Here is a 14,474-nt window from a genome sequence, read left to right as displayed (position 1 = left end):
CGATTTTTTTTTGTTGCTTGATAATAGAAAGAGGGGGTAATTTATAATGAAGTAACCGTGGAGGTTTTTGAATGATAAAAAAAATAATTATTATGTTTTTGATGTGCTTTATAGTATGTGGAAGTGTGTACTACTTTTTTGATAAACAAGAGAAACAAAAAGTACTCACTTCAAAGGAAACCCCATCTGTTGAGTCTGAATTACAGAATAATTTGGAAAAAAAAGAGAAGCCGCCAATCGATTATGCTAGTGTAGCACAAAAATTAGATCAATATTTAAAAGATAGAGAGTTTAATGGAACGGTTCTCGTTACGGACAAAGACCATGTTGTATTGAACAAAGGATACGGATATGCAGATGTTCAAAATCACATTGAAAATACGCCACAAACAAAATACCGCATTGGTTCCATCACTAAGACTGTTGTCGCAACATCAATTTTACAACTTCAAGAGCAGGGAAAGTTAAATATTCAAGACAATGTACATAAATATATCCCTTCATTTCCAATAGATAAAAATATTACATTATACCATCTGTTAACGCATACTTCAGGTTTACCGGAGATTGGGAAAGGAAAGGTAAATGCAGCATCACGCTTAAATTTAGTGAATTGGATTGGAAGTCTGCATTTAGAGTTTCCTCCAGGAACAGGGTGGAGATATACGGATTATAATTACATGGTGCTTGCTTATATTATAGAGAATATCTCTAAAAAGCCTTTGGGAGAGTACGTAAAGGAAAATATATTTGCAAGAGCAGAAATGCATGAATCGGGTATGGGGGATATGGTACCAGGAGAACAGCATTTTACTAAAGGCTATAAAAAGAAAGACAATGTACTAGTATCTGTACCAAAATTAGGAATGGAGTGGCTATATGGTTGTGGTGAGATGTATACTACAGTTGGGGATATGAAGAAACTAGATGAAGCAATTATAAATGGAAAACTTCTTTCAGAGCAAAGTATACAAGCAATGTTTACGCCTTCACCAGAACGAACATATGCATTTAGTTTCTATATAAATCCTGATTATTTTCATAACCATGGTGTACTTAATGGCTGGAATACGTTTAATAACTTTAATAAAGATAAAGGGACTTTTGTTATTTTATTTTCAAATGTAAAAAATAGTATGGATGACGATTTTAATAAAGAATTCCGAAAGATGGTAAGCGATTTATTAGAACAAGGGGGATGAGAAGATGAAACATAAAATTTCAACAATTGGTTTTATTGGCACGGGTGTTATGGGAAAAAGCATGGTACATCATTTATTACAAGGTGGCTATGAAGTATATGTGTATAATCGTACGAAAGAAAAAGCTGCTTCTTTAGTAAAAGAAGGAGCAAATTGGTGTGATACACCAAAAGATTTGGTGAAAAACGTTGATGTTGTTATGACGATGGTAGGTTATCCGCATGATGTAGAAGAAATTTATTTTGGAACAGAGGGAATTTTAGAGCATGCGAGTGAAGGGACAATTGCAATTGATTTTACAACATCTACACCTACGTTAGCCAAGCGCATATATGAAGCTGGAAAAACAAAGAATGTACATACCCTAGATGCACCGGTATCAGGAGGGGATATTGGCGCAAAAGAAGGAAGACTTGCCATTATGATTGGTGGAGATCAAGAAGTGTATGAAGTTTGTTTACCTTTATTTGAGAAACTAGGGGAAAACATTCAGCTACAAGGACCGGCAGGAAGTGGACAGCATACAAAGATGTGTAATCAAATTGCAATTGCATCAAATATGATAGGTGTTTGTGAAGCAGTAGCATACGCCAAAAAAGCAGGGTTAAATCCAGATAAAGTATTACAGAGTATTTCAACTGGAGCTGCTGGTAGCTGGTCATTAAGTAATTTAGCTCCGCGTATGTTAAAAGAAGACTTTGCACCAGGATTTTATGTAAAACACTTTATGAAGGACATGAAGATTGCATTAGATGAAGCTGAAAAGTTACAATTACCTGTACCAGGTTTATCTTTGGCGAAGGATTTATATGAACAGTTAATGGAGGCTGGAGAAGAGGATAGTGGGACACAAGTATTGTATAAAAAATACATAAAGGGGTAAAATAAATGAATTTAGAAAAATTTGATGGAATGATTGATGCTGTGCAGCGCGTAACTTGTACACCAATTAATGATAAACAAAAAGCTGCATTTAAACAAAAGTATGATTTTGAGCCGAATTTTGAATATGGACGTGGTGAGAACGGTCATTATGTTATCCGAACATCAAAGAAGATGATAGAAGAAATGGAATTTTATTTAGCTTTAAAATATGATCGTGAAGGAATTGATCTCTATATGAATGCTGATATTGATGGAATAAGCTATGTGTCTGTTAGCTACGGAGAAGATGCACTTCATTTACAAGAGCTATTTCAATTTTTGGAAGATAATAAATAAAAAGTCCTCAAACGAGGACTTTTTTCTTTTGTATACAATGATTATTTAAGGAAGTTGTAAGAGAGTATTTTATGAAAGTGGGATATATTTGGATAGATGTGTGTATGAGGATGAAAGAAAGACTAAATTGTAATGGATTATAAACTAGAAGCACGACGAGCTCGTTCGATTGGAAATGGAATAACTTGAGCGATATGATTGCGACCGAATTGTTTTGTGCGAGCATGACGTAATATATAAAATGCAAAAAGAATAGTGACAGGAATAGCACCGTACAACCCAAAAAATAAAGCGCTTACAGATGATGCGACAAAACCTAACATACCGATTTCTAATTCCTCCATAATTGCTCCGAGAATGGCAGGAACAGCTCCACATGTAACCCCAATTATAAGTGCCATAATTAAATTCATGATTTTCCCCCTCTATTTGCAGTTTTCTTTTCTATTATTTGTATTATATCACATTTTAAACAGAATTTTCCGAAAAAGTTCAAAAAATGTTCAAAATTTATTAATAAAAGCACTTGATAAAATAAAAAATAAGGAGAAATAAAAAGCAGGCTTATTTCACAATAGTGAAATAAGCCTGCTCCATAAGGATGTTTGAATTTTGACAGAGTTTTTTCAGGTTGTCAATGGCTTTTTGAAAATTTTTAATTTCTGGATTCGGTAAATAGCTTCTTGCAATCGCTCTTCTGTGTGTAAGAGGCCAACTCTTACATAGCCCTCACCATGTTCACCAAACCCAACGCCAGGAGCAACCGCAACATGTGCTTGTTCTAGTAATATGTCGGTAAATTGTTCAGATGTAAAACCTTCTGGGACGGGAAGCCAAGCAAAGAATGATCCCTTTGGTGAGGTGACATCCCAACCAATTGAGCGACAAGCTTTAATAAGAGCGTTCCGTCTAGATTCATAACGATTAACTAGTTCAGTTACACAAGACTGTGAGCTTAATAGTGCTTCGTAGGAAGCCTCTTGCACAGCACCAAAAATGCTGACGTATATATGGTCTTGTAATAGATTGATTGTTTCAATAACACTTTCGTTACCAATTGCAAAAGCAATGCGCCAACCAGCCATATTAAATGTTTTCGATAATGTATAAATTTCAATCCCCACATTTTTAGCACCTTTGGCTTGTAAGAAGCTAATTGGCTTTTTACCATCAAAACCAATTGCGCCATAGGCAAAGTCATGAACAACTAAAATATCATGGTCTTCTGCAAAAGCTATCGTTTCTTCAAAGAATTCCTTGGAGGCGACAGCACCAGTTGGGTTGTTTGGATAATTTAAAAACATTAGTTTTGCTTGTTCGGTGGTGGTAGTGCTTATTTTGGAGTAATCTGGTAAAAAATTATTTTCTGCAACGAGTGGCATGGTTTCAAATTGTGCTTTTGCTAAAGCGACGCCAGATAAATAGTCAGGGTATCCGGGATCTGGTACAAGAATTGTATCACCAGGATTGGTAAAACAAAGGGGTAATTCAACTAATCCTGCTTTACCGCCAAATAAAATAGCGACTTCTGTTTTGGGATTGACTTTGACTCCGTATTCACGTTCATAGAATGTTGCAACGGCTTTTTTTAAGTTTTCATGTCCACGAAATGGCGGATATTTATGATGAACTGTTTTTTCTGCTGCATGTTGTAAGGCTTTTACGATATGCGGCGGTGTTGGTTGATCTGGATTGCCTTGTCCTAAATTGATAACATCGTGACCCGCTTCGACTACTTTGTTAACTTTTGCAACAAGTGAAGCGAAAAATTGCGTTGGCAGTGATGTTACAACCTTGGAAGGTTGAAAATTTTTCATACTTTCCACCTCTTTCGAAAATTGTTACAATTCTAGTGACAAATGATATAATCTTTCCAAGGCTTTGTAAAGGGGAAAATAATTGAGAATGGGGTTGGCGAAATGAAAGTTGCATGTATTCAAATAGATATTGCTTTTGGTAATGTGAAAACAAATATTGAACATGCAAAGAAAAAAATAGAACAAGCAATGCACGAAAAACCAGATGTAATCGTATTACCAGAACTTTGGACAACTGGTTATGACTTAAAGAGACTGCCTGAAATTGCCGATAAAGATGGAGTCGAAACAAGAGAACTTCTTACAAAGTGGTCGAAGCAGTTTGCTGTAAATATTGTTGGCGGTTCTATTGCGAAGCAGACAAGTCAAGGTGTTACGAATACGATGTATATTGTGGATCGCGAAGGTAACTTACAGAAGGAGTATAGTAAAGTGCATTTGTTTCAGCTAATGGATGAACATAAGTATTTGATAGCTGGTGCTGGGACAGGTGAGTTTACTTTAGATCATGTGCAGTGCGGGGGAACAATTTGTTATGATATTCGTTTTCCAGAATGGATGCGTGTTCATACAGTGAAAGGTGCGGAAGTGTTATTTGTTGTAGCAGAATGGCCGCTCGTTCGTTTAGCACATTGGAGATTGCTTCTTCAAGCGAGAGCAATTGAAAATCAATGCTATGTGGTTGCGTGTAATAGAGCAGGAGCAGATCCAAATAATGTGTTTGCTGGACATTCTCTTATTGTTGATCCATGGGGAGAAATCATGGTCGAAGCAGACGAAGAAGAAGCCATTTTGCATGGGGAAATAGAATTAGAAAAGGTTAAGGAAGTCCGCAGAGGCATTCCAGTTTTTGTTGATCGCCGTCCGGAATTATATAAATAAAATATTGGCAAATGATTTTTATTCTTGTTGTAGTCTTCATAAAAAAACAAGCTTGTAGTAGCTTGTTTTTTTATGCCTAAATTCCTTTCTTATTCTTATTTATTTAGAAGAAAGGAGGGAGAAATAGATGGAGGAATGGATCTCGATGATTGGTAATGTAGGGTTTCCGATTGTTGTGACGTTATATTTACTACATCGTATTGAAAATAAGTTAGATGGTGTAATTGTCGCAATAGAGAAACTCCCGCAGCAAATGAAAAGATACGAAACTCCTCATGAAACAAAATAAAGTGAAATTTTAATCAATGGGGCTTTATTCTCCACAGATTATTAGCCTTCACGAATCGTGCTTTTACGGGCAGTTGATCCCCCACCTAACTTCTTTGTTGTCGCTACATTTTGAAGTGGGGATCTTATTGTCCGCAAATAGCAAGGTAAAAAAGGACTCTGCTCTTAATGAGCAAATCCTTTTTCAATAAAGATTATTGTGCTGTATACCCTCCATCAATAACAACTGCTTGGCCAGTTATTCCTTTTGCTTTTTCACTTGCTAAAAATAAAGCATAATCGGCAATTTCCTGCACATTAAGCAATCGCTTTTGTGGTACGAGTGGATAAATGATATCTTCTAATACTCTCTCTAGTGGAACGCTTCGCGTTGTTGCTAAGTCCTGAAGTTGATTACGGACAAGGGGGGTATCAACATAGCCTGGACAAAGGGCGTTTACAGTGATGCCATGAACAGCTCCTTCTAAGGCTGCTACTTTTGTCAAACCAATTACACCATGCTTTGCGCTATTATAAGCAGCTTTTCCAGCAAATCCAACAAGACCATTAATAGAAGCTACATTTATAATTCGGCCATATTTTTGCTTTTTCATAATAGGAAAAGCATGTTTTATTGCAATAAACGGTGCAATTTGCATAATTCTAATGAGTAGTTCAAATTTATCTGTTGGGAAGTCTTCAATGGGGGAAACATGTTGCATCCCTGCGTTATTAATTAAGACATCTAATGAACCAAAGTCTGTCACTGTTTTAGAAATTGCTTCTTCAATTTCTTGTTCTGATGTAACATCACATTTCAAAGCAATTGCAGTATAGCCTTCTTTTTGCAACTGTTCAGCAGCTTCTTTTGCGCGATCTTCGAGGCGATCGCTAATCACAACTTTTGCCCCTTCTTTCGCGAATGCCTTTCCCATTTCATACCCAATCCCACTTGCAGCACCTGTCAAAAAGATAACTCGATTTGTAACCATGATGAAAACCACTCCTTTATATAAGATTTGTCTTATTGCTCTATTTAGAGAGCGTATAATGAAAATCCTGCAAATATATGGGAAAATATACTTAGCTATCTTGCTTTGCAAAATAGCTTTTGCTATACTATTTTGTAAAGCAAGATACTTACGCTTATCTATCTTGTAAAACAAGATAGAAGGAGGATTTGAATTATGTCGACAAGTCAAATGCTGAAAGGGATTTTAGAAGGGTGTCTTCTTGCTATCATTTCTGAAGGAGAAATATACGGATATGAGATGAGTGAAAAGTTAGCGAAGTATGGTTTCACGATGGCTAGTGAAGGAAGCATTTATCCACTTTTAATAAGGATGCAAAAGGAAGGATTAATCACAAGTACGATGAAGGAATCTCCATCTGGTCCGAAGCGGAAATATTATACATTAACAGAAAAAGGTGAAGATGCACTAGATGAATTTATGGATCGCTGGGAAGCAATGCAAAGTAGTGTAGAGCGCTTGCTGAAAGGAAAGGGGAGACGAGGATGATGCTATCTACTGAAGCGCAAAATTTCTTGTTAAATATGAGAATGTTTTTAACAGCAAAGGGTGTAAAAGAAAGTGATGTTGAGAGTTTTTTAGAGGATGCTGAAATGCATTTAATAGAAGGAGAAAATGATGGGAAAAGTGTAGAAGATATTTTTGGAAGTTCACCAAAAGTATACGCAAACGAGCTTGTTCGGATAATGGAAAAGGATAGGCAAGAGAGCTGGAAACAAATCGGATATACAGTGATGAATATCGTTGCGTTTTGGATTATTGCTTCTGTTTTAATTATAAATGATAGCGGTCAATTACAGATCTCATTGTTTCAATGTATTGGGTACGGTACGGCATTAATGATTGCTCTTGTAGCACCTAATATTGCCTTTCGTAAAACAGCTTTTCGATTGAATATTTCAAACCAATTGTTTGTTCAAGTTTTATTGATGTTCATCCCAATGGTTGTATTAGGAGCAGTAATTATTCTCGATATGATGTACCCTACACGAATGATTGAATTGAACCAATTACAGAGTTATACGATAACGGGAGTAATCTTCATGGTAACAGTAATTACAAATGTGTATTTTGAAGGATGGTTTAAAGTTTTATATTTAGTCATTCCTCTTTCTATCATGTTTGTTTTTAAAACATTTACGTCAGAAGATTTAATTCCTATGTTATTTCAGATAGTGTGCTTGTATGGCAGTATATTTATTCTTATTTTCATTGAATTTATGATGAAAGCCAATAGAAGGAAATCAGCTAGATAAGGAGATAGAATGATACAAGTTTCTAAAGAAGGTGAAAAGGATGGAAAATTCCGGAACGTAAAATAAATCGGAATATAAAGCTCGCAAAAGTGGTGTGGTTACCTTGTTATATACATTAATACAAGTTGAAAAGCCAACATAAAACTCTTTTCTTTTTAGGGGGACGAGAGCATCTGGCCATGCATAGATGTGATATGGGCCTTTTCCTGCTATATGTAAAGATGAAAACAAAGGGGTGCAAGTCATGTTTTATTCTGTATAGCAGCGACTTATATGTTGAAAAATTAAAATGGATTTATATAGTAGAATATTTTCTATGATTGAGTATGATAGAAAAAAGGCTGCTTTAGATGTATAAAAAGTATTTTCAAAGAAATATGCTAAGAAGATATAAGGGACTACTTTTCTTTTCGTTATATATGGATGTTTCTTGCAGCCAGATTAGAGTAGAATATTTTCTAAACAGTAACGATCGTAGTTACTGTTTTTTTCTGTGTAATAAAGGACTTTGCAAAGCCAAATTCTTCTGTTCTCTTGTTAATAACGAATTCATGCTGACTCTATCAGGACGGGGAACGATTGGATGCATGAGATTATTTGAAGAAGGGTGATGTTCAGATCCAGTTGGCGAGTGGGGATCTGCATGGGTAAGCTTTCCATTCATACGCCTTGTAAATAAAATATGCCCAATTTCATGAGCGAGTGTGTATATGTTTCTCATTGAGGCTGCGGAATTGGTTAGAACGATATATCCAGTGAGAAACTGTTGTTTAGCCAATGAGTAGGCACATGCAATGACGGAGTGTTCTTTAAAATAATTGCTCCCGATATAGCAAATATAGAGATCACAATCAGGAGATTGTGATGCACATGTATAAAAAAAGGATGAAACTTTTGGTTGCTTTTGTATAGAGTCCATATAACTAATTTCTTCATCGTAAAATTGAAAGGAATCGTCTAATGTAATGACATCTTTAATTCGAAACGATATCGGGTGCCATATTGATTCAGCAACTGCTAAATCTTTTGCGATACGGTCGTTTGTAATATCGGATCCTGGGGTAATACAAATGCATATGTTTATATATGGGTTCATTGGAAAACACCTCAAATGGAAAACAGTTTCTTGTCATACTGTATGTGGTGAAGAAGTGATATGTATGGATGTAATTCCCATAAGTAACTAGATTTTATTGTATCTATATATCCATTTTGATTTTCCAGCATATAAGTCGCGGCTATGAAGAACAAAAAGTGACCGCTACTTATTTTCTCTCTTTGTTTTCACTTGGCATGGGGCAGGAAAAGGATCTGGACGCTTCTATACATGGCCGGATTATCTCTCCCACCTAAAAAATAGGGGGGTTACGTCGTTTTTTTAATTGATGTATATATAGTGCTTAGCTAGTTTGTAACAGAGTAATAGAAAAATGCAGTAATTATGGGAGTGTTTTTTGACAGAAAAGATAGCTTTGCGAATGAAAGGATATAAGAAATGAGAAGAAGTCAGAAAATATTCATAGTTGGATAAAGTTATATGAATTCTTTTCTGGTATAGTAAAAGAAAAGGGGGAGAATATATGTACACATTAAAAATTGTTTCAGATCGAGAAGCTGTTTATCAGTTTGCAAGTTATGTAAGAGTGGTTCAAGGGGTGGAAGAAGTGCATGTAGAGGTAGGGGAATCTTTATATGAACATCCACTTATGAAATTCTATGTACACGTAACAATTGAAGAGACATATGAAAAGCAAAAAGCATTACAAGAAATCGCTCGATTAGTAGAATTAGGGCGTTTTACATATGTTCATTATCGGAATGAAGAGATTGAAAAGGCATTTGAAGCAGTTAAATATGAAAGTTTTCGAAAATAAAAGTAATGAAAAGGGAGCGAATGCTCCCTTTTTTGTTAGTAGGAATATTTTTAACATCACGTAAAAATAAGGGGTTTTTCTATGTGTTAATAGAATAGAAGGGAATCTTCCTTCTATATAAATCCATTTTCATTTTTCGCCATCTACATCCCTGCTATGCAGAATAAAAAGTAACCTCCACTCGTGTGCTCTTTCTGTTTTTACTTCGCATGTGGCCGAAAAAGGCCCTGACCGCTTCTATGCATGAATAGATGCTCTCTCTCCCCTAAAAAGAGGGATTTTATGTCGTTTTTTTAATTGATGTATATATATTTGTATTATATCAAATATTTTGATTTTTTCAGTGTGTTTGTAGTATGATAATTTTAGATATACATCTTATGTTATTCCATCCAAAAACTGACTAGGATACATAAGAGAGGGGCAAGTGCAAAATGCATAATGTTGTCATTACAGCTGCAGTTCGTTCGCCAATTGGAACCTTCGGGGGAGCGCTAAAAAATGTAACGCCAGTAGAATTAGCTGTTCCCGTACTTCAAGAAGCTGTTAAAAGAGGTGGAGTAGAACCTCATGAAGTGGATGAAGTAATTTTAGGACATTGTATTCAAAGAACAGATGAGGCAAATACAGCGCGAACAGCTGCATTAGCAGCAGGATTTCCAGAAACGGTTACAGGTTATACGATTCAGCGTCAATGTTCTTCAGGTATGCAAGCGATTATGTCAGCAGCAATGCAAATTCAGTTAGGTGTAAGTGATGTTGTTATTGCAGGTGGAGTAGAAGTGATGAGTTCAAGCCCTTATGTATTAAAACAACACCGATGGGGACAGCGTCTTCAGCATGGAGAAATCCGTGACACGGTGTGGGAAATTTTAGAAGATCCAATCCATCATATTATGATGGGGGAAACAGCAGAAAATTTAGTTGAACAATATGAAATTACAAGGGAGGAACAAGATGAGGTTGCGTTTCGTAGTCATCAATTAGCTCTTCAAGCAATCGAATCAGGTTATTTTGATGATCAAATTGTTCCTATTACAATAACAGAACGTAGAAAAGAAGTAGTATTTTCAAAGGATGAACATCCGCGTGCAGATATTACAATTGAAAAGTTGACAGGATTAAAGCCAGCATTTTGTAAAGATGGATCAGTAACTGCAGGGAATGCATCAGGTATTAATGATGGAAGTGCCGTTTTAGTATTAATGAGTGAGGAAAAGGCCAAAGAAAAAGGGCTCCAACCATTAGCAAGAATTGTTGGATATTCAGTGGCGGGAGTAGATCCTAAAATTATGGGAATTGGTCCAGCACCAGCAATTCGAAAAGGATTAGAAAAAGTAAATTGGTCATTAGAAGATGCCGATTTATTAGAAATTAATGAAGCTTTTGCTGCACAATATTTAGCAGTTGAGAAGGAACTTGGATTAAACCGCGAAAAAGTGAATGTCAACGGTAGTGGTATTGGTCTTGGGCATCCAATTGGTTGTACAGGGGCACGTATTACAGTGAGTTTAATTCACGAATTAAAAAGACGCAGCCTTGAAAAAGGTATTGCTTCTCTTTGCGTTGGTGGCGGTATAGGAGTAGCGCTATTTATAGAAGCATTATAAAAAAGAAGCAGCGACTGCTGCTTCTTTTTTATGCACTCCCAATTCAGGATTGAAATAAATGATGAAATAATCGATCGCGATTTTCAAAAAAGAGTTTCACTGTTTGATAATGTTCGGTTTCTTCTAGTTTTGATTCATGGATGCCTTCCTGTGTTAAAGAATATATATGGGACTCTGGATAAGCCATTAAAATAGGAGAATGCGTTGCGATGATGAATTGTGATCCTTGCTTAGCTAGTTCATGCATCCGAATGAGCATAGAAAGCTGCCGCATCGGGGACAAAGCTGCTTCTGGCTCATCTAAAATATATAAACCTTGTCCTGAAAAGCGATTCATAAATAAGGAGAAGAATGATTCACCATGAGACTGATTGTGCAACGATATACCCCCGTATGAATCAATGATCTTATTACCTAAAATAGAATCTTCATTTGTATCCATCTGATCAATATAGGAAGCAACATTATAAAACGACTCCGCTCGCAAGAAGAATCCATCTTTTGGAGTAGCGAAGCTTTTGGTGATTCGAATATATTCATGCAAAGCTGAGTGTGAATCATGAGTGGTAAACCGGAAATTCTTTGTACCACCTTCAGCGTTAAATCCTAAGGCGACAGCAATTGCTTCTAGTAATGTTGATTTACCAGTTCCATTCTCTCCAATAATAAATGTTACATTGGGATGAAAATCAAGTGATTGTAATGTCCGGATAGCGGGTAAGCAATAGGGGTACACAGAGAAACTAGGAATATGTTCTTTTTGTAAGGTGACACTTTTTAAAAAAGCTGTATGTTCATTCAACATATAAACCTCAATTCGTTAAAGATTTTGTTTCTAATATATATACATCAATTAAAAAAACGACATAAAATCCATCTTTTTAGGGGGGAGAGAGCATCTGGCCATGCATAGAAGCGGTCAGGGCCTTTTTCAGCCACATGCGNNAAGAGCAAACGAGTGAAGGTTACTTTTTATTCTGCATAGCAGGGATTTAGATGGCGAAAAATGAAAATGGATTTATATAGCAACAAATATAAGTGTGGGACACCTTGCGAGTAAGATGATATATTGGAGAGCGGCAAATTCTAGGCCTTCTCATACATATGTATTTTTCTTTGTTTCCATATCTTTCAAAACTTACATGGAAATTGTATCATCTAAAGTATAGATATTCCAATGTGAAAATAAATGTTGCATATAAATCGTTGATATCGTTATGATAGATTGTATTCTATGTAGATAGAGTTTTTAAATTAGGAAGGGAGTTAAATAAGCCGTTTACAGTTGCGCATTCAGCTACTGTTATTCCTTTTTACAGGAAATGATACTGATATATAAATACATACAGCATGGGAATACGTGTTTTGGAATATTGCTTTTTATATATGTCCTTTGGAAATATCGAGATCAAATAAACGTAGATAGAACTTCTGTTAATGAAAAAAGAAAATATTGGGCATGGTCAGCAGTTGTGGCTCTAGTAATATGTATAGTTCATGCGCTGTTACCCCCTTATTTTCATATTTTACAAATAAGGAGTATAATAGTGTCTGGGATTATAAGTGTTTTTGTGGGCTTCTCATTGTTTCTATTTTATATAAAACAAGAGAATTATCTATATAAATACAAGTTAAAAAACGACATACCCCCTTTTTAAGTGAATGAGAGCATCCTGGTTATGCATAGAAGCGATCAGGGCCTTTTCTTGTCACATGTAAGGGTGAAAACAGAGGAAGAATGTGAGTGTTAGGAGTAATAAGAAGATGAAAATATGGAAAAGTATTTGTGTTTTGTGTAGTTGTCTCGTTATATTAAGTGGCTGCTTCCATAAGGAAGAAAAGAAGGAGCCAAAGAAGAAAGAAACGATTCCGGAGACGACTGAATATGGTGGTAAAGAACTGAAAAAAGTTGGACAGGCTGTTAAAGAGAAAGGCTGGGGAACATTTAAATTGGAGCAATTGAACCATATAAATCAAACATTTGAGGTAGCTCCAATGAAAATCCATGTACAAGATGTCAAAGTTATTTCGTTGTCACAAATGAGTAAAGAGGCAAAGGACACATTGAAAATTTATACAGCATTAAGCCCAGATGAAGTGCAACGTAGACTTGGAGATAAAGTTAGCCGTGAAGATGCTGAATTATATGCTTCATTAAGTGGACAAGAGATCAGTGATAACGTACGTTATGCTGAAATTACATATAAAGTAGAAAATAGTGGAGATAAAAACATGGAATTTTTCTCCATGAACAATGTTACGATTAATGAAACACAGCAATTTGATGTAACGAAGCAAAATTTCTTATACGGAGAGGATACGCTGGTTGGTACAAAGAGTGTGACAAGGGAAGAGTATAAGCCAGGTGAAACAAGGGAAGGTATAATTGGATTAATACTCGATGATGAAAAAAAAGATGTGACTAAAATAGCATTTACAACGGATGCTCTCGCCAGCGGTGATACGCATGAAACCGTTGCAGAACCACAAACATTTAACATCTCACTATCTAAGTGAGATGTTTTTGTATAAGGAATGTCAGATGAAGGGGTGTGAAAATATATATATACATCAATTAACAAACCGATATAAACCCCTTCTTTTTAGGTGGGAAAGAGCATCTATTCATGCATAGAAGCGGTCAGGGCCTTTTTCTGCCACATGCGAAGTAAAAACAGAAAGAGCAAATGAGTGTAGGGTACTTTGTGTTCTGCATAGCAGGGATTTAGATGTCGAAAAATGAAAATGGATTTATATGGTGATTTTCTACTATGAAAAAGAATCTTAGTATAGTAGGTGAGGAACGGGCCTGTTTGCAGTAAAAAAGAGTCAGCTTTAAGCTTAGGCTGACTCTTTTTTGAATTCTTTCACATACGTTTCTACAGTTTGAAATTGTTTTTTGATCTTAAAGGCATCTTTTTGTTCTAGGAATTGTTTTTCATTATAAGGCCCAAAACGTTTATTATGTTTTACGTCAATAATCCAATAATGCTCGTTTTGTTTATTTGTCATCGCTGCTTCGGGATTGTTTGGATCTGATTTTTCCTCAATTTGTTTTGCAATAATATATCTATCATCCCAGGCGATTTCTGTGACTTTTGCTGGGATATATTGTGTGGCATATACAGCATCTTGCTTTGGGAAAAGTTCAAATGCATTTCCGGAAGTATTTATCAGTTCATATTCATCATTGATGGTGTAAGCTGAATGGTTTATGTCCCCTGTACAACCTGCTAATAATATAGTGAAAAATAGGATTATCCACCGCTTCAATATGAGAACCCCCTTTACAATGCTGTTGTAACACATTGTAC

General features: G+C 35.8%; 16 protein-coding genes and 1 pseudogene. 11 read left to right on the top strand and 6 right to left on the bottom strand.

All coding sequences use genetic code 11. From position 1 onward, the window contains the following. Window positions 1-71 precede the first annotated feature (71 nt). The 3 genes from COO03_RS08220 to COO03_RS08210 are packed head-to-tail and all read left to right on the top strand — an operon-like array spanning window position 72 to window position 2,423. Window positions 72-1,202, top strand: coding sequence for a serine hydrolase domain-containing protein (locus tag COO03_RS08220; protein WP_097896680.1), 1,131 nt, complete (start codon window positions 72-74; stop codon window positions 1,200-1,202). A gap of 4 nt (window positions 1,203-1,206) precedes the next feature. Beyond that, on the top strand, window positions 1,207-2,085 hold the full coding sequence (locus COO03_RS08215) for an NAD(P)-dependent oxidoreductase (protein WP_097896678.1): 879 nt from the start codon (window positions 1,207-1,209) through the stop codon (window positions 2,083-2,085). Window positions 2,086-2,090: 5 nt separating this feature from the next. After that, complete coding sequence (locus COO03_RS08210; protein ID WP_097896676.1) at window positions 2,091-2,423, top strand: DUF3909 family protein; 333 nt, start codon at window positions 2,091-2,093, stop codon at window positions 2,421-2,423. Between the two features lie 137 nt (window positions 2,424-2,560). On the opposite strand, the gene COO03_RS08205 is transcribed toward COO03_RS08210, so the two are convergent. Together COO03_RS08205 and COO03_RS08200 are read right to left on the bottom strand one after the other, a co-directional pair. Beyond that, window positions 2,561-2,836 carry a hypothetical protein gene (locus COO03_RS08205; protein ID WP_097896674.1) on the bottom strand — a complete coding sequence of 92 codons (276 nt, stop codon included), beginning with the start codon at window positions 2,834-2,836 and terminating at the stop codon, window positions 2,561-2,563. A gap of 213 nt (window positions 2,837-3,049) precedes the next feature. Further along, complete coding sequence (locus COO03_RS08200; RefSeq protein WP_097896672.1) at window positions 3,050-4,240, bottom strand: pyridoxal phosphate-dependent aminotransferase; 1,191 nt, start codon at window positions 4,238-4,240, stop codon at window positions 3,050-3,052. A 102-nt stretch (window positions 4,241-4,342) separates the two neighbouring features. On the opposite strand from COO03_RS08200, the gene COO03_RS08195 reads away from it, so the two are divergent. Next, window positions 4,343-5,122, top strand: a complete 780-nt coding sequence (locus tag COO03_RS08195) for a carbon-nitrogen family hydrolase (protein WP_097896670.1) — start codon at window positions 4,343-4,345, stop codon at window positions 5,120-5,122. Window positions 5,123-5,249: 127 nt separating this feature from the next. After that, window positions 5,250-5,411 carry a YvrJ family protein gene (locus COO03_RS08190; protein WP_097896668.1) on the top strand — a complete coding sequence of 54 codons (162 nt, stop codon included), beginning with the start codon at window positions 5,250-5,252 and terminating at the stop codon, window positions 5,409-5,411. A 193-nt stretch (window positions 5,412-5,604) separates the two neighbouring features. On the opposite strand, the gene COO03_RS08185 is transcribed toward COO03_RS08190, so the two are convergent. Then, window positions 5,605-6,381, bottom strand: coding sequence for a 3-hydroxybutyrate dehydrogenase (locus COO03_RS08185; RefSeq protein ID WP_097896666.1), 777 nt, complete (start codon window positions 6,379-6,381; stop codon window positions 5,605-5,607). A gap of 195 nt (window positions 6,382-6,576) precedes the next feature. On the opposite strand from COO03_RS08185, the gene COO03_RS08180 reads away from it, so the two are divergent. Both COO03_RS08180 and COO03_RS08175 read left to right on the top strand, forming a co-directional pair. Continuing rightward, window positions 6,577-6,909 (top strand): PadR family transcriptional regulator, encoded by a 333-nt coding sequence (locus COO03_RS08180; RefSeq protein WP_097896665.1) that lies wholly within the window; start codon window positions 6,577-6,579, stop codon window positions 6,907-6,909. Beyond that, window positions 6,909-7,676 (top strand): DUF1129 domain-containing protein, encoded by a 768-nt coding sequence (locus COO03_RS08175; protein ID WP_097897050.1) that lies wholly within the window; start codon window positions 6,909-6,911, stop codon window positions 7,674-7,676. Before COO03_RS08180 ends, COO03_RS08175 begins: the two co-directional genes overlap by 1 nt. 478 nt (window positions 7,677-8,154) lie before the next feature. Here the strand turns inward: COO03_RS08175 and COO03_RS08170 are convergent, their stop codons facing one another. Next, window positions 8,155-8,772, bottom strand: coding sequence for an ImmA/IrrE family metallo-endopeptidase (locus tag COO03_RS08170; protein ID WP_097896663.1), 618 nt, complete (start codon window positions 8,770-8,772; stop codon window positions 8,155-8,157). A 484-nt stretch (window positions 8,773-9,256) separates the two neighbouring features. Between COO03_RS08170 and COO03_RS08165 the strand changes: the two genes are divergently transcribed. Both COO03_RS08165 and COO03_RS08160 read left to right on the top strand, forming a co-directional pair. After that, window positions 9,257-9,550 (top strand): DUF3928 family protein, encoded by a 294-nt coding sequence (locus COO03_RS08165; protein WP_097896661.1) that lies wholly within the window; start codon window positions 9,257-9,259, stop codon window positions 9,548-9,550. Between the two features lie 434 nt (window positions 9,551-9,984). Then, the gene (locus COO03_RS08160; RefSeq protein WP_097896659.1) at window positions 9,985-11,160 is read left to right on the top strand and encodes an acetyl-CoA C-acetyltransferase; all 1,176 of its coding nucleotides are present in this window, start codon (window positions 9,985-9,987) and stop codon (window positions 11,158-11,160) included. A 43-nt stretch (window positions 11,161-11,203) separates the two neighbouring features. Here COO03_RS08160 and COO03_RS08155 read toward each other — a convergent pair whose 3' ends face one another. Then, a complete protein-coding gene (locus COO03_RS08155; protein ID WP_097896658.1) occupies window positions 11,204-11,965 on the bottom strand; it encodes an AAA family ATPase in 762 nt (253 codons plus the stop codon). A 520-nt stretch (window positions 11,966-12,485) separates the two neighbouring features. Between COO03_RS08155 and COO03_RS08150 the strand changes: the two are divergent. Continuing rightward, a pseudogene (locus COO03_RS08150) lies at window positions 12,486-12,784 on the top strand (DUF4184 family protein); the annotation flags it as partial. Window positions 12,785-12,924: 140 nt separating this feature from the next. Further along, the gene (locus COO03_RS08145; RefSeq protein WP_097896656.1) at window positions 12,925-13,677 is read left to right on the top strand and encodes a hypothetical protein; all 753 of its coding nucleotides are present in this window, start codon (window positions 12,925-12,927) and stop codon (window positions 13,675-13,677) included. 324 nt (window positions 13,678-14,001) lie between these two features. On the opposite strand, the gene COO03_RS08140 is transcribed toward COO03_RS08145, so the two are convergent. Continuing rightward, window positions 14,002-14,433, bottom strand: a complete 432-nt coding sequence (locus COO03_RS08140; protein WP_097896654.1) for a DUF3997 domain-containing protein — start codon at window positions 14,431-14,433, stop codon at window positions 14,002-14,004. Between the last annotated feature and the right edge of the window lie 41 nt (window positions 14,434-14,474).

It is taken from the genome of Bacillus sp. AFS098217 (assembly GCF_002551815.1).
Classification (GTDB): Bacteria; Bacillota; Bacilli; order Bacillales; family Bacillaceae_G; genus Bacillus_A.
Note: the sequence above shows the minus strand (reverse complement) of the source record. Positions and strands in the feature narration are given on the sequence as shown.

Excerpts from the sequence above, each read along its gene's own strand:
- COO03_RS08220 (WP_097896680.1), top strand. The coding sequence starts at position 72 with ATGATAAAAAAAATAATTATTATGTTTTTGATGTGCTTTATAGTATGT.
- COO03_RS08215 (WP_097896678.1), top strand. The coding sequence starts at position 1,207 with ATGAAACATAAAATTTCAACAATTGGTTTTATTGGCACGGGTGTTATG.
- COO03_RS08210 (WP_097896676.1), top strand. The coding sequence starts at position 2,091 with ATGAATTTAGAAAAATTTGATGGAATGATTGATGCTGTGCAGCGCGTA.
- COO03_RS08205 (WP_097896674.1), bottom strand. The coding sequence starts at position 2,836 with ATGAATTTAATTATGGCACTTATAATTGGGGTTACATGTGGAGCTGTT.
- COO03_RS08200 (WP_097896672.1), bottom strand. The coding sequence starts at position 4,240 with ATGAAAAATTTTCAACCTTCCAAGGTTGTAACATCACTGCCAACGCAA.
- COO03_RS08195 (WP_097896670.1), top strand. The coding sequence starts at position 4,343 with ATGAAAGTTGCATGTATTCAAATAGATATTGCTTTTGGTAATGTGAAA.
- COO03_RS08190 (WP_097896668.1), top strand. The coding sequence starts at position 5,250 with ATGGAGGAATGGATCTCGATGATTGGTAATGTAGGGTTTCCGATTGTT.
- COO03_RS08185 (WP_097896666.1), bottom strand. The coding sequence starts at position 6,381 with ATGGTTACAAATCGAGTTATCTTTTTGACAGGTGCTGCAAGTGGGATT.
- COO03_RS08180 (WP_097896665.1), top strand. The coding sequence starts at position 6,577 with ATGTCGACAAGTCAAATGCTGAAAGGGATTTTAGAAGGGTGTCTTCTT.
- COO03_RS08175 (WP_097897050.1), top strand. The coding sequence starts at position 6,909 with ATGCTATCTACTGAAGCGCAAAATTTCTTGTTAAATATGAGAATGTTT.
- COO03_RS08170 (WP_097896663.1), bottom strand. The coding sequence starts at position 8,772 with ATGAACCCATATATAAACATATGCATTTGTATTACCCCAGGATCCGAT.
- COO03_RS08165 (WP_097896661.1), top strand. The coding sequence starts at position 9,257 with ATGTACACATTAAAAATTGTTTCAGATCGAGAAGCTGTTTATCAGTTT.
- COO03_RS08160 (WP_097896659.1), top strand. The coding sequence starts at position 9,985 with ATGCATAATGTTGTCATTACAGCTGCAGTTCGTTCGCCAATTGGAACC.
- COO03_RS08155 (WP_097896658.1), bottom strand. The coding sequence starts at position 11,965 with ATGTTGAATGAACATACAGCTTTTTTAAAAAGTGTCACCTTACAAAAA.
- COO03_RS08145 (WP_097896656.1), top strand. The coding sequence starts at position 12,925 with ATGAAAATATGGAAAAGTATTTGTGTTTTGTGTAGTTGTCTCGTTATA.